Below are 12,941 nucleotides of genomic sequence, written 5' to 3' on the forward strand. Positions count from 1 at the left end.
CTTCTAAGAAGTCCATAAAGCACGCCCATGAACTCACGTTGCTCAAGCCCGCAAGCGGGCTTGAGTGGCGGCATGGACTTCTAAGAAGTCCATAAAGCACGCCCATGAACTCACGTTGCTCAAGCCCGCAAGCGGGCTTGAGTGGCGGCATGGACTTCTAAGAAGTCCATAAAGCACGCCATGAACTCACGTTGCTCAAGCCCGCAAGCGGGCTTGAGTGGCGGCATGGATTTCCAGTCCAGCCCATCTACCTTCAGATACGGAAAGGGCGGCCGAGAGGTCGCCCTTTTTGTTTGCTTTGCTTAGCGGTTTGCCCGCTCAGACGGCGGCGTCAATCCGCCGAGGGTGAGATTTGGCAGGCAAAGCACCCTCAATCAGCGCCGCGACTTCATCGGCTACTGCCAGCACAGGGGCACGGTCGTGGGTGGCGCGTGCGATCACCATCAGCCCTTCCAGCGATGATTCGACCAGCAATGCGAGCGCGTGCGCGCGGCGCTCGGGCACCCCTGCCCTGACGAAGGCGGCCCTGAGCAAGCCTATCCACTGCTCGAAAGCCGAGCGGCACAATTCGGCCAGTTCCGGCACGTCTGCCGGCGAGTCCAGCACCACGGGCGCGATCGGGCAACCGAGCGTGAACTGGTTGTCTTCCAGCATGCGCGCGACCGACTGGTAGATGTGGTGGACAGCCACCGCCGGGTCCTTTTCGGCCGCGAGCGCGGCGTCCAGCCTCTGCGTGACATCGGCGACGCTGTCGCGCGTCACCTCGATGACCAATTGGTCCTTGCCGCCCGGAAAGTGAAAGTAGAGCGAGCCTCTCGGTGCGCCTGAGGCGCTCAAGATGTCGTTGAGCGACGTGCCGTGGTAGCCGCGCTGCCTCAGCAGCCGCGCCGTCGTCTCGATCATGCGGGTGCGGGTGTCGTTCGCCATGCCAACCTCTGTCAGGAGTGAACACTATAGGCCTTGCCTCGAATATAGCAATCGGTCTACATAATATGTAGATCAGTCTACATATTCGAAAGAGAAGGCCGATATGCATAGTTATCGCCTTGAAGGAACCGGCGGAATCGAACGCCTGGTGAGGCGCGACGAGGCGCAGCCGGCGCCGAAGCAACACGAGATCGCCGTGCGTGTGCGCGCCGGTTCGCTCAACCGCCGCGACACGATGATCCTCAACGGCAACTATCCACTGGCGCCACGCCAGGGCGTTATCCCGCTGAGCGATGGTGCCGGTGAAGTCGTTGCCGTCGGCGATGCCGTCACCCGCTTCGCCGTCGGCGACCGCATCACCGGCAGCTATTTTGCGCGCTGGATCGACGGCCACATCAATGCCGGGCTGATCGACCAGCTCGGTTGCACGCTGGATGGGATGCTGACCGAATACGCGGTGCTCGATGAGCAATGGGCGGTGCGGCTTCCCGACCATCTCGACTGGCATCAAGCGGCGACGCTGACCTGCGCCGGCCTGACCGCCTGGAATGCGGTGACGGCGGCCGAGATGCCGAAGCCCGGCCAATGGGTTCTTGTCATCGGTTCAGGTGGCGTCGCGCTGTTTGCGCTGCAATTCGCCAAGCTGCTCGGCTGCCGGGTCGTGGCCGTCAGTTCGCGCAGCGAGAAGCTGGACCGGCTGCGGGCGCTGGGCGCCGACCTCGTCGTCTCGACAGCCGGCATGCCGGAATGGGGTGCTGCGGTGCGCGAGCAGACCGGCGGCATCGACCTCGTCGTCGAGACCGGCGGCCCGCCGACCTTCGCGCAATCGATGATCGCCTGCGCGCTGTACGGGCGCATCGTGCTTCTGACCATACAGGATGCGAAAGGCGGGACGGTGCAGATCCCCGGCCCGGTCTACCAGCGCAGCCTCGCCACCATCAGCCGGCTGTTCGTCGGCAATCGCACCAACCTCGAAGCCATGCTGCGCGCCATCTCGGTGCATCGGCTTAAGCCTGTCATCGACAAGGTGTTCTGCTTCGACGAGGCCCAAGACGCCTATCGCTATTTCCAGCAAGGCGACGTCTTCGGGAAAGTGGTCGTCGACGGCGCCTGACTGGTTCACCCCCAAAATTCGATCGAGCCTCAAACTAAAAGGAGAGACGCAATGACCATTCGTGAAGCAGAAGCTCAATGGCAGGGATCGTTGAAGGAAGGTTCGGGTCGGCTGAGACTAGGTAGCGGCGTCTTCGAAGGTGCCTACTCCTTCCCGTCGCGTTTCGAGGACGGTCCCGGCACCAACCCGGAGGAATTGATTGCGGCGGCGCATGCCGGCTGCTTCTCGATGGCGCTAAGCGCCATTCTCGGCCGCGAAGGTTACACTCCCGCGCGCATCCACACGATCGCGAAAGCGCATCTCGGCGCCACCGCGGCCGGGCCGACGCTGACCCGTATCGAGCTGGAGACCGAGGCAAGCGTCGCCGGGCTGGCGGCGGGGGATTTCGAGCGGCTGGCACAGACGGCCAAGGAGACCTGCCTCGTATCGCGGGCGCTGGCCGGCGTCGCCGTGATCACGCTCAAGGCCCGCCTCATCGAAACCGCTACTGATCACTGAAGGGAAAGGAATATCCAATGACACAGGAACTCATCATCGACATCGCCGCGGCCAAACGCTCCGCCGAAACGGCCGAGATCATGCGGCGCTACAACGACGTCTTCCAGCGCCACGACCCATCGGCGCTCGACGATCTGGTGGCGGAAGACTGCGTGATCGAGAACACCACGCCGGCCCCGGACGGCGCCCGCCGCATCGGCAAGGGCGCCTGCGTCGAACTGTGGTCGGCGATCGCGACCGGACCCGGCACGCGCTTCGACATCGAAGAAACCTTCGTCGCCGGCGACCGGGCGACGATCCGCTGGCGCTACTGGATGGCCGACGGCAATTCGCTGCGCGGCGTCAACCTGATGCGCGTGGCGGACGGGCAGATCGTCGAGGCCATGGGCTACGTGAAAGCATAAGGCTCTCTACGGGTCTGCCAGCGCCAGTTTGGCGCCCAGCATTACAAAGGCTCCGGCGAAGGTACGGCGCATCCAGGTCAGCACCTTTGGCCGCGACACGACATGGCTGCGGATTGACGCCGCGAAAACGCCGTAGCCGACAAAGACCACGAAGGTGAGCAGCATGAAGACGCTGCTGAGCTCCAGCATCTGCGACAGCGCATGCGGTTCGGTGGTGCTGACGAATTGCGGGAGGAAGGCAAAGAAGAAGATCGACAGCTTCGGATTGAGGATGTTGATGAGGATGCCCGAAGTGATCACTTTGCCGGCCGAGCGCGGCGCAACATTTTCTTCGACGCTCAGGCCACCCTTCTCCTTCAGCGTGTTCCAGGCCATGTAGAGCAGGTAGGCGACGCCGAGATATTTCAGCGTCTCGAAGGCGACGGCACTGGTATGCAGCAGAGCCGCGAGGCCGGTGATGGCGGCCGCCATGTGCGGAATGATGCCGAGCGTGCAGCCGAAAGCGGCAATGATGCTGGCGCGCGCACCACGCGAAAGCCCGGCGCTCAGCGTATAGAGAACGCCGGTACCGGGCGAAGCCACGACAATCAGCGACGTCAACAAGAATTCGATGCTCACGGATGGTCTCCCGGTGCTGGCCCTGCCGCCGGCAGCGTAATCAGCGAAACGTGCGGGCACAAGTCAGCCTGAGAGCCTATGCGCATTCAGATCATGCTGTTGGCGTGCAGCTTGCTATCGGCTATAGGCTGCCGAACTTCCCAGTGTTCGACCAGCTTGCTGTCCTTCAGCCTGAAAATGTCGACAATGGCTAGGCCCTCCTCCTCCGGTTCGCGTTTTGCGTGCATGTGCACGATGACGAAATCCCCTTCGGCAAAAATCCGCTTCACCTCTCCCTTCACGAGGGGAAATGATTGTTTGAGCTGCTGCAGATAGGCTTTGAAGCCTTCCGCACCATCCGCAATGTTCGGATTGTGTTGGATGTAGCGTTCGCCAAAATGCATCGAAGCAGCTTCGATGTTGCCTTGGTTTACTGCTTTGTCGATGAAGTCCAGGACGATCGCCTTGTTGGTGTCGAGCGAATTATGGATCTTGGCTGGAACTGGATTTGATGGTTCGTCACGCATGTTCTTGCTCCTTCAGGTGCCTGCTTCTGCCTGTTGTGGACAGGAGCGTCCGCAGGCCCGGCCGACATTGCCAACATAATCAGCCACGCTTGTGAGATGGTCGATATGCTATTCGCCTGGATTCTTATCCAATCGTCTAATATCGTCTGGTTCATTGTCGGAGGATGGTTCTCATGGACGCCTTGTCCGAACTTCTTGCTTCGCTGCGATTTGGCAGCGCCATGATCGGCAGCGCGACCCTGCATCGGCCATGGGGTATTTCAGTCGATCCGACAAGGAATGCCGCCATCCACGTCATACAGAACGGCGAATGCTGGTTGCGGCTGACTGGTCAAAAAGAGCCGATCCGCTTAGGCGAGGGAGATGTCATCCTTGTCGCGAGCGGTATCGGGCATGCCCTTTGCAATCCGGCGGGTGCACCGACGGCATCGATATCCGCCGTCCTTTCCGCAAATCGGAGCGGACTGGAACCGAAAAGCGAAAGCGGCGCGACAACTCTTCTTTGTGCGAGATATTCACTCGACGGCGTCGGGCCATATCCGATGGTTTCGCTGTTTCCTCCGCTGATTCATTTGACCCGGAATCAGATCCACACCAGCGAGCCGCTGCGGCTTGCCCTGGAACTTCTACAGGTCGAAGCGAAAGGCAATCTCGGCGGCCACGACATTGTCGCCCCACGCCTTCTCGACAGCACATTGATCTTCTTGTTGCGTGCCTGGATCGAACATCAGCCACTCGGAACAGGGGGATGGTTTGGCGCCTTGCGCGACAAAGGCATTGCGCAGGCCTTGCGCCTGATCCACGAGCGGCCGGGCAATCCCTGGACCATCGCTTCCCTTGCCAGCGGCGCGGCACAGTCCCGAGCCACCTTCGCGCGTCGCTTCGCTCAACTGGTGGGACAGCCGCCGCTGTCCTATGTGACTCGATGGCGGATGAATCTTGCCGCCAAGGCTCTGCGGGAAACGAACCAGAATATTGGCGAGATCGGGCGCGCCGTCGGATATGAATCGGTGCCGTCGTTCTCGCAGGCATTCAAACGGTTGACCGGACGATCGCCCGGCCTCTACCGCAGCGACTTTCGATCATCCGACTGAGGAAATTTAAACTGGGGACGCCAGCGCGTGTGCTGTCATTACAGCGTCGGCAGTCCGTGAGCCCGGCGCGCCATCAGGCAGTCGTCATCGCCCGGCATGCACGCGCGGCAGACGTCGGGACGGATCTCATAGATTCCGCAGGCGGTCGACTTGCCGACCTCGCCGCGCAGTGCCGAACAGCGCGCGCCGTCGCAGCGCATGCCGGCTTCGTCGGCAGCCACGTATTTTTGCGGGATAAGGTCGAGCTGAGCGTCATCCTCGGTTGAAAAGCGCGGCCATCTTGACGAGTAGGCGCAGCAGGCGCCACAGGTCTGGCAATCGAAGGCAACCGGGTCGGCGCCCTCTTGTGGCGACGAAAAATCCTCTGCGACCGCCAAGGCAAGCAGCCTTGGCGCCGATTTCCGGCCGGCATCCTGCTGCAAGGGCGCTATTTCTTCTTCGGCTTGCGCGGCGGCGCTTCGGCCGGCGACCTGAACAGATCGGTGCCCGCTTCGGCGGCTTCGCCGGTTTTTGGCGCGACGGCCGGCTTGGCCGGCTTCACGGCGGCAGCAGGCGCTGCCGGCTGCCCCTTGGCGGAAAACTTGATTGCCATATCAATCCTCGTCAGAGAAACGCGATGATGGCGCGTTCGGATTGCGAAGGCGGCCGATGAGCGCCGAAACGGCCGTGATGTTCATTTCTTCGGGCGACCAGTTCCTGGCCTCCTCGATGTGCCGGGGGGCCAGCTCGCGATGCGTGCTGCCGCTGTAGGCGGCGTCCTGAAAGGTCACGCGCTCGTGCGTCTTGGCGTTTTCCCGGACGTATTCGATCAGATAATTGGGGCATTCGGCGCGGCCGCGCACGCCGAGCCGCACCTGGGCATCGCCGTGGACACGCCGGCAGCGCTCGAGCTTTTCGAGCACGCGCCGGACGTATTCGACCGGCTTGTCGAGTTCGGCCACGACATCGGCAATGGTCGAATCAGCGGCGATCGCCTTTTGAGGCACACGTTTGGTGGCCATCAGCGTTTGCCTGCGCGTTTTGGCGAGGCCGCGAGCGCAGCCGTTGCCGCCATGTCATCGGCTTCCTTTTCCAGCCGCAGTTCGCGCAGCCGCGCGGTCTTGGCTTCGCGGGCCTGGCTGACGGCATCCCGTTCGGAATTGATCCGGTCGAGCGACATCGACTGGGTCCGCGTCTTGCTGAAGATGGATTCAGCCTGGTCGCGAAGTTTTTTTGAAGTTGCGGTCAAGGTCTTTCTCCCGGTTCGGAGCGCGCCGCCCAAAGGTGGCGAGACTGGTCTTTCGGCCAGGATCCCGCACAAAGCAATACGGCAGCCGGTTTCAAATTGCTGGGAAATTCTACTCTGACGGCCATCTGATGGCGTTTTCCGCGCTTCCGGTGCTCACGGACCCAAATGTCCGCTGCGCGCCGGTTCTCGAACCCACCATATGACTCGCCAGAGCGAATTTCGAAACAGCCTCTTAGCACGTCCAGGCCGTCGAGCAGCGCTCTTTCGGCGGTCGAAGCGCAAAAATGAAAAAGGCCAGGCACCGCCTGACCTTCCATAAGAGCGCCCGCGCATCCCGAGAGACGCGCAAAGAAACGTTCTTCTCATGCGCATGAGCTGGGACTTAGCCTCCCGCGATCATGCGCTGGAATTAGCCATTCACCGGTGCCAGTACATCCGTGGTCACCGGTGAGGCTGAATTCCGTTTTAGGCCGCCTTCAACTGGTCGGCGGACATCTTGCCCGACTTGTTGTCGCGGACCATCTCGTAGCCAAGCTTCTGGCCCTCGACGATGTCGCGCATTCCGGCGCGCTCGACGGCTGAGATGTGGACAAAAACGTCGGCAGAACCGTCGTCAGGCTGAATAAAACCAAAACCCTTGGTGGCGTTGAACCATTTAACTGTGCCTGTGCTCATAACGAACCCTTTCCATGGCAAATATTCGTTCGTCGTCATGCGGATGCACAACAACGTTTGTCTCGATTTTGATGGGGAAGTTCGTCAAAGGCGCGCCTTGGCACGCGGATAACAAAAGTCGGTCAAACAAACATCGACAAAGTTCTTATAGACTTCTTTGCGCGCCGTGTCAATTTTTTGATTTGCGACACTCGCGGAGACGCGCGTCGGCGACCGGCGCGCCGGCAAATCCGACAGCAAAAGCCGGGCTATTGCCTGCCAAAAAACCACTTGGAGCTCTTTTTTTTTCGCAATCCGGACGGAAAATCGTTCACGCTTGTCCTGGAATTGCTCCAACCGGGAACCATTTCGGCGCCAGGGCATTTTTTCGATGTCGAAAGCCGTTCTCGAAAGAGCGATCTTGAGAAAGGCGGACGACAAACAGGACGCCCCCGCGCAGATAAAAGGCACGAGGGGCGTTCCTGTGAGATGCACGCAATCGTGCCGTCATATCACCTGCCCCTCACAGCATGCCGCGGCTGAGTCCACCATCCACCGGCAACGCCACTCCGGTGACATAGGCGGCGTCGTCGCTGGCCAGGAATGCAGCGACCGCGCCGAACTCGGCGGGGGTGCCATAACGCTTTGCCGGGATTTCGGCCTGACTCTCGGCGGCGATCACGGCGGCGTCGACACCCCTGTCGGCTGCGTCCATGGCGTCGAACTCTTTCGTCCGGTCCGTCGCAAAACGGCCCGGCAGCAACAGGTTGACGGTGACGCCGTCCGCCGCCACTTCGCCGGCCAGCGTCTTGGCCCAGCCGGCGAGCGAGGCACGCAACGCGTTCGAAGCGGTAAGGCCGGGGATCGGTTCGCGGACGGAAGTCGAGGAAACGGCGATGATGCGTCCCCAGCGCCGCGCCCGCATGCCTGGCAGGAACGAAATGGCGATGCGCATCTGGCTTAGCACCATGCTGGTGAACTGTTTCTCCCAGACGCTCGCATCGAAGACGCTGGCCGCGAAGGGCGGCGGGCCGCCGCCATTGAGCAGGACGATGTCGATCCGCTGATGCTCGTCCTCGACGGCACGGATCAGTCGGGAGACGCTGTCGTTGTCCGAGAGGTCGGCGCTGAAGGTCGAGCAGATGTGGCCGGCGGCGTCGATCGCGCGCTGCGCCGCATCCAGGGTCGCCTTCCCTCGTCCGACCACGATGATCTCGGCGCCTTTTGCCGCGAGCGCTTCGGCAACGCCGAAACCGAGGCCCTTGCCTCCGCCGAGAACCAGCGCCTTCCGCCTCTCAAGATTTGCACTTATCAAGCCAAGCCTCCTCTGGTTTCACTGCGCACTCCCGGATAAGCCCCGAGGGCATGCTTTGGGGGTGCATCAGCGGACATGCACGATAGCGTCGGCTTCGACCGGAACATTGGCCGGCAAGCCGGCCATGCCGAGCGAGCAGCGGGCGTGCTCGCCACGCCCGCCGAAAACATGGAGCAGAAATTCGGATGCTCCGTTGCCGACCTCCGAATAGGCCGAAAAGCCGGCCGCCGCATTCACATAGACGGTCAGCTTGGCGAATTTCACGACGCGGTCGAGATTGCCGTCCAGTTCCTTGTCCAGCCAATAGACGATGTTGGCAGCGCAAAGCCGGGCGGCGTTGCGCGCAGCAGCCAGATCGATCTCTGCGCCAACCCGGCCGATTGCGGCGATATCCGGCCCGATCTCGGGGATCTGACCGGAGACATAGACGATGTCGGCGACCCGAGCCGTCGGCGAGAACGGCAAAGCAGGCCGCTCGAGCGACGGCCAGGCGACACCGAGCTCTTCAAATCTTCTTCTATAGGACAAGGTGGCTGCTCCTGCTTTCATTCGTGCGAGCAGACCTTGAATTCAGATCGGGCTTTCAGATAGCCTGATAGTGCTGACACAGCTATCAGGAATTCTTATGACCGGAGATATCGACGTCAGACTGCTGCGCGCCTTCGTCACCGTGGCCGATACCGGGACGGTGAGCCGGGCGGCCGATCGGCTTGCCCGCACCCAGGCGGCGGTGAGCATGCAGCTTCAGCGCCTCGAGGGCGAAGTGGGTGCCGAGCTGCTGCACCGCTCGCCGCGCGGCGTGACGCTGACCGAGGCCGGCGAGATCCTGCTCGCCTTCGCCCGCAAGGCCATCGCGATCGGCGACGATGCCAGGCGCGAGATAGAAGGCCGCAGGCTGGTCGGCCGTGTCCGGCTGGGCATCGTCGAGGATTTGGCGGTAACGCGGCTGCCGTTGATCATCGCCGACTTCCGGCGCCGGCATCCTTCCGTGGAGATCGAACTGACATCGGCCAGCAGCAGCGATCTCAGCAAGTCGCTGGGCGAAGGAAAATGCGACATCGTCATGGCCGATCCGGCGCGCTTCACAATGGCGCCGCGAGGCCATCTGTCGCGACAGCTGGTCTGGGCGGCAAGCCGCATGATCGAGATCGACGACGAGGTCGAGCTGCCGCTGATCATCTTCGAAGGCGCCTGCTCCTGGCAGGACAGGATGCTGGCTTCGCTCGCCGAGGCCGGGATCGGCTGGAAGATCGGCTGCCGCGTGTCGACCTTTGCGACGCTGATCTCGGCGCTAAGGGCCGGGCTTGGCATCGGGCTTCTGCTGCAGGAGGGGCTGCCGCCCGATTGCCAAAGCCTCAACGGACGCTTCAACCTGCCGCCGGCGCCGACGGCGGATTTCGGCGTCTACCTCGCGAGGGACCCGTCGCGGCTGGTGGAGGAGTGTGGCGATTTCCTGCGGGCGGGGTTTGAAGCCTAGCGAAAGATCCGATGTCAGTCATCGTTCCTGGTCGGTCGGGCGGATGACGATCTCGTTGACGTTGACGTGCGGCGGCTGGCTCACGGCGTAGAGAATGGCCGCGGCGATGTCCTCGGCGGTCAGCGCCTCCATGGCGGCGAGCCGCTTGTCCAGATCAGCCTTGAACGCCGGATTGGTGATGTGGTCGCCGAGCTCGGTGCGCACCAGGCCCGGCTCGATGACGGTGACGCGAACCTTGTCGGCGTAGACTTCGCGGCGCAGCGATTCGGAAAAGCCGACGACGCCGAACTTGGTTGCCGCGTAGCCGCTGGCCCCCGGATTGGCGACACGGCCCGCGACCGACGAGACGTTGACGATGTGACCCTTGGCGGCCCTGAGATGCGGCAGCGCCGCCTTGGTGACCCCCATCAGCGCCAGCAGGTTGAGCTCGACCATGCGGCGCCAGTCGTCGAGCACGGCCTCGGCGGCCGGCGACAGAAGCATCACCCCGGCATTGTTGACGAGGATGTCGAGGCGGCTCCATTCGTCGACAACCTTGTCGACCATGCCGGTGACATCATCGTTGCTTGTGACATCGGCCTCGATGCGGAGCGCCGCGCCGCCGGCCCTTTCTATACGCGCGGCCAGCGCTTCGAGGCGATCGGCCCGGCGTGCGGCAATCGCCACCTTGGCCCCGGCGGCGGCCAAAGCCGCAGCCGTCGCCTCGCCAATGCCCGACGATGCGCCGGTAACGAGCGCGACCTTGCCGGCCAATGCGGAAGAAACAGATGTCATTGCGAAGTTCTCCAAGGCCCCAGCCCGATTTTCAGATAGGCCGCGGGCGGCGAAGTGGAAGACCAGCTTGCGGGTTGCTCGGCTCTATTCGTCTGGGCCGGGCTCCGGCCAAGACTCTTTCGCCGCCTCGGCATACCAGTGGCGCATCGCCGGCATCGAAAGCACGGCGTCGACATAGGCGCGGGTATCGGTTGCCAGCGTGCCACCATAGGTGTCGAAGCGGGTGACGACCGGCGCGTACATGGCGTCGGCCACAGTGAAATGGCCAAACAGGAACGGGCCGCCTTTGCCGTATTTTTCGCGGCATTCGCGCCATAGCTCCTCGATGCGCGCCCGTTGTGCCTCACCTTCGGCGTCGAGCGGCTTGTGGCCTTTTGGCCGGCGCAAATTCATCGGCCAGCCGTAGCGGACCTCGCGAAAGCCGGAATGCATCTCTGTCGCCGCCGAGCGGGCCAGCGCGCGGGCGCCGATGTCGGCCGGCCAGAGCTTTTTCCCGGGAAACAGCTCGGCGAGATATTCAAGGATGGCAAGGGTTTCCCAGACGATCCGGACCTCGCCATTCGGCAGCCGATGGTTCAGCACCGGCACCTGGCCTGTCGGCGATATCCTGGCCAGATTGGCCGCGGTCTCGGGCGTGCGCAGGCGCACAAGACCTTCCTCGAACGGGATCTCCAGATACTTCATCGCCAGCCACGGCCTCAGCGACCACGACGAAAAACATTTGTTGCCGATGAAGAGCGTGAATTCAGCCATTGTCCCTCCGGCCCCTGTCTGTTCGGGCGTCCTGGTGCACCCTATCCTGTCGGCTTCGCGACCGGAAGCTATGCCAATCGACGGGCCGAACCCGGAACCTAAGCGATCCGCGACCGTTTCTCCAGGCGAACGGATCAGGAGATGCGAGATGGTGAACAAGGATCAGGTTGCCGGCGTTGCCAAGCAAGCCAAGGGCTCGGTCAAGCAGACCGCCGGCAAGGCCACCGGCAACAGGCGCACCGAGGCCGAAGGCGACGTCGACAAGGCGACCGGCAAGATGCAGAAGGCTTACGGCGACGTGAAGCACAAGGTGAAGAAGGCGCTTTGACGCCGACGCTTCGCAAACCAGAAAAAGGCGGCTCGGCCGCCTTTTTTGGGCCTCTCCTGCCCGTCAGAAAGTCAGACTTTTGCTGTACGCATTGGTGAAGGCGACCTCGCCATGATCTCCGGCGGCTTCGCCCAGAACCACATCCATGCTGCTGCCGGTCACCCGCGCCAACGCAAAGCCGCCCATGAAGGCAGCCTTCGGCTTGAACAAATCGAGCCCGTCACGGTGATAGATCATCGGCGTCGCGTGCTGGTGGCCATGGAAGATGCCGACGACGTTGTAGCCCTTCAGCACAGCCAGCAGCGCCTGCCTGTCGGCTTCGCTCCACCAATGCGGTGGGCCCGTGCCGTTGTCGTCGAAGGTCTTCTCGGCGGCGTCCCATCTTTCGATCGAAAAATTATCCCAGCCATAATGCTGGAACAGGATGACCGGGCGCCCGTCGCCGGCATAGGTCGGCAGGTCCTGCTTCAGCCATGGCAGGCTGCTGACTGCGCCATGGCCGGTATCGCCGGCGAAACGGTGCGTCTGGACAAGATGCAGACCGCCCCAATCCCATGAATAGCAATCGGTCTCGAGATCGTAGTTGGTCGCCGGCGCGGGCGGCTTGAAGAAAACGCCGGGGCGGTGATTGACCTCGACGTAGTCGCGCATTTCGCGGCGGTACCAGTCGGCATGCGAGCGTGGGCCGTTCTGGTCGAGGTCGTGATTGCCGAGGCCGACATAGACCGGCATGTGCACGCGGTCGGGGCCAACGCCCTGCTGGTAGCGCTGGCTGAACTGGAGCAGCTGCGTGCCTTCGCTGGGCTGGGTGATCTGGCCGCCACCATCATCGGTGATGTCGCCGCCAACGACGAGGCCGAGCGGCGTGCCGATATTGCCCGTCGAATGCAGACCGGTGGCGACGCCGTTGATTTCAGCCGGCCATTGTCTGTCACCGACGCCGTTGAGTGCGGCGACATTGCGCAGCAGGGCGGCGTCGGTCTTGCCTTCCTGCTCGCAGTGCGGGCTCAATCCGTTCGCCATGCGACAGGCATGGACATCAGCGATAAACAGGAAGGTGGCGTCGATCGGCGGAATGCGCTGCCCGGTCTGGCCGAAGGCCGGGCGCGAAACGGCGCCGGCCGCGGCAACGGCCGCTGCCTTCATCAGGAAACTGCGCCGGGAGACCGGTCGGGCGGAAATTCTGTGCATCATGCGCTAAAATTCAGCACGACGCGAACCGGCAGTCCAGTTGCTCGCAAAGTGTGTCGA

General features: G+C 62.6%; 20 protein-coding genes. 6 read left to right on the forward strand and 14 right to left on the reverse strand.

What is annotated here, in order from left to right; genetic code table 11:
* Positions 1 to 318: 318 nt before the first annotated feature.
* Positions 319 to 927 carry a TetR/AcrR family transcriptional regulator gene (locus tag NKH78_RS29830; RefSeq protein WP_352508846.1) on the reverse strand — a complete coding sequence of 203 codons (609 nt, stop codon included), beginning with the start codon at positions 925 to 927 and terminating at the stop codon, positions 319 to 321.
* A 103-nt stretch (positions 928 to 1,030) separates the two neighbouring features.
* Between NKH78_RS29830 and NKH78_RS29835 the strand changes: the two genes are divergently transcribed.
* Genes NKH78_RS29835 through NKH78_RS29845 form a run of 3 tightly spaced genes read left to right on the forward strand, consistent with a single transcriptional unit; the run spans position 1,031 to position 2,943 of the window.
* A complete protein-coding gene (locus NKH78_RS29835; protein ID WP_352884923.1) occupies positions 1,031 to 2,041 on the forward strand; it encodes a zinc-dependent alcohol dehydrogenase family protein in 1,011 nt (336 codons plus the stop codon).
* 51 nt (positions 2,042 to 2,092) lie between these two features.
* The gene (locus tag NKH78_RS29840; RefSeq protein ID WP_352884924.1) at positions 2,093 to 2,539 is read left to right on the forward strand and encodes an OsmC family protein; all 447 of its coding nucleotides are present in this window, start codon (positions 2,093 to 2,095) and stop codon (positions 2,537 to 2,539) included.
* A 17-nt stretch (positions 2,540 to 2,556) separates the two neighbouring features.
* Positions 2,557 to 2,943: a nuclear transport factor 2 family protein gene (locus NKH78_RS29845; RefSeq protein ID WP_352884925.1), complete on the forward strand. Its 387-nt coding sequence runs from the start codon at positions 2,557 to 2,559 to the stop codon at positions 2,941 to 2,943.
* Positions 2,944 to 2,949: 6 nt separating this feature from the next.
* Here NKH78_RS29845 and NKH78_RS29850 read toward each other — a convergent pair whose 3' ends face one another.
* Together NKH78_RS29850 and NKH78_RS29855 are read right to left on the reverse strand one after the other, a co-directional pair.
* Positions 2,950 to 3,561, reverse strand: a complete 612-nt coding sequence (locus tag NKH78_RS29850) for a LysE family translocator (RefSeq protein WP_352884926.1) — start codon at positions 3,559 to 3,561, stop codon at positions 2,950 to 2,952.
* An 86-nt stretch (positions 3,562 to 3,647) separates the two neighbouring features.
* A complete protein-coding gene (locus NKH78_RS29855) occupies positions 3,648 to 4,067 on the reverse strand; it encodes a nuclear transport factor 2 family protein (protein WP_352884928.1) in 420 nt (139 codons plus the stop codon).
* 173 nt (positions 4,068 to 4,240) lie between these two features.
* Here NKH78_RS29855 and NKH78_RS29860 point away from each other — a divergent pair, with 173 nt between their 5' ends.
* Complete coding sequence (locus NKH78_RS29860; RefSeq protein WP_352884930.1) at positions 4,241 to 5,161, forward strand: AraC family transcriptional regulator; 921 nt, start codon at positions 4,241 to 4,243, stop codon at positions 5,159 to 5,161.
* A gap of 38 nt (positions 5,162 to 5,199) precedes the next feature.
* On the opposite strand, the gene NKH78_RS29865 is transcribed toward NKH78_RS29860, so the two are convergent.
* The 8 genes from NKH78_RS29865 to NKH78_RS29900 all read right to left on the reverse strand — a co-directional run bounded on the left by NKH78_RS29865 (position 5,200) and on the right by NKH78_RS29900 (position 8,886).
* Positions 5,200 to 5,538: a YkgJ family cysteine cluster protein gene (locus NKH78_RS29865; protein ID WP_352508882.1), complete on the reverse strand. Its 339-nt coding sequence runs from the start codon at positions 5,536 to 5,538 to the stop codon at positions 5,200 to 5,202.
* 50 nt (positions 5,539 to 5,588) lie between these two features.
* Positions 5,589 to 5,753, reverse strand: a complete 165-nt coding sequence (locus tag NKH78_RS29870) for a hypothetical protein (protein WP_254820654.1) — start codon at positions 5,751 to 5,753, stop codon at positions 5,589 to 5,591.
* A gap of 1 nt (position 5,754) precedes the next feature.
* On the reverse strand, positions 5,755 to 6,162 hold the full coding sequence (locus tag NKH78_RS29875; protein ID WP_352740274.1) for a hypothetical protein: 408 nt from the start codon (positions 6,160 to 6,162) through the stop codon (positions 5,755 to 5,757).
* The gene (locus NKH78_RS29880; protein WP_352740276.1) at positions 6,162 to 6,389 is read right to left on the reverse strand and encodes a hypothetical protein; all 228 of its coding nucleotides are present in this window, start codon (positions 6,387 to 6,389) and stop codon (positions 6,162 to 6,164) included. The genes NKH78_RS29875 and NKH78_RS29880 overlap by 1 nt, the downstream gene beginning before the upstream one ends.
* A gap of 465 nt (positions 6,390 to 6,854) precedes the next feature.
* Positions 6,855 to 7,064: a cold-shock protein gene (locus NKH78_RS29885; protein WP_010915421.1), complete on the reverse strand. Its 210-nt coding sequence runs from the start codon at positions 7,062 to 7,064 to the stop codon at positions 6,855 to 6,857.
* Between the two features lie 84 nt (positions 7,065 to 7,148).
* The gene (locus tag NKH78_RS29890) at positions 7,149 to 7,514 is read right to left on the reverse strand and encodes a hypothetical protein (RefSeq protein ID WP_352740278.1); all 366 of its coding nucleotides are present in this window, start codon (positions 7,512 to 7,514) and stop codon (positions 7,149 to 7,151) included.
* A gap of 52 nt (positions 7,515 to 7,566) precedes the next feature.
* A complete protein-coding gene (locus NKH78_RS29895) occupies positions 7,567 to 8,358 on the reverse strand; it encodes an SDR family oxidoreductase (protein ID WP_352740280.1) in 792 nt (263 codons plus the stop codon).
* A 66-nt stretch (positions 8,359 to 8,424) separates the two neighbouring features.
* Entirely contained in the window at positions 8,425 to 8,886 is a 462-nt protein-coding gene (locus NKH78_RS29900; protein ID WP_352740282.1) for a RidA family protein, read from the reverse strand.
* A 97-nt stretch (positions 8,887 to 8,983) separates the two neighbouring features.
* Between NKH78_RS29900 and NKH78_RS29905 the strand changes: the two genes are divergently transcribed.
* Complete coding sequence (locus tag NKH78_RS29905) at positions 8,984 to 9,835, forward strand: LysR family transcriptional regulator (RefSeq protein WP_352740284.1); 852 nt, start codon at positions 8,984 to 8,986, stop codon at positions 9,833 to 9,835.
* 18 nt (positions 9,836 to 9,853) lie between these two features.
* On the opposite strand, the gene NKH78_RS29910 is transcribed toward NKH78_RS29905, so the two are convergent.
* Together NKH78_RS29910 and NKH78_RS29915 are read right to left on the reverse strand one after the other, a co-directional pair.
* The gene (locus NKH78_RS29910) at positions 9,854 to 10,609 is read right to left on the reverse strand and encodes an SDR family NAD(P)-dependent oxidoreductase (protein WP_352740286.1); all 756 of its coding nucleotides are present in this window, start codon (positions 10,607 to 10,609) and stop codon (positions 9,854 to 9,856) included.
* A gap of 84 nt (positions 10,610 to 10,693) precedes the next feature.
* A complete protein-coding gene (locus NKH78_RS29915) occupies positions 10,694 to 11,362 on the reverse strand; it encodes a glutathione S-transferase family protein (RefSeq protein ID WP_352884933.1) in 669 nt (222 codons plus the stop codon).
* 148 nt (positions 11,363 to 11,510) lie between these two features.
* Between NKH78_RS29915 and NKH78_RS29920 the strand changes: the two genes are divergently transcribed.
* Entirely contained in the window at positions 11,511 to 11,690 is a 180-nt protein-coding gene (locus NKH78_RS29920) for a CsbD family protein (RefSeq protein ID WP_352479307.1), read from the forward strand.
* Positions 11,691 to 11,753: 63 nt separating this feature from the next.
* On the opposite strand, the gene NKH78_RS29925 is transcribed toward NKH78_RS29920, so the two are convergent.
* Positions 11,754 to 12,884 carry a metallophosphoesterase gene (locus tag NKH78_RS29925; RefSeq protein WP_352778732.1) on the reverse strand — a complete coding sequence of 377 codons (1,131 nt, stop codon included), beginning with the start codon at positions 12,882 to 12,884 and terminating at the stop codon, positions 11,754 to 11,756.
* Positions 12,885 to 12,941 lie beyond the last annotated feature (57 nt).

The sequence above is a fragment of the Mesorhizobium sp. M0910 genome, from assembly GCF_040319465.1.
Classification (GTDB): domain Bacteria; phylum Pseudomonadota; class Alphaproteobacteria; order Rhizobiales; family Rhizobiaceae; genus Mesorhizobium.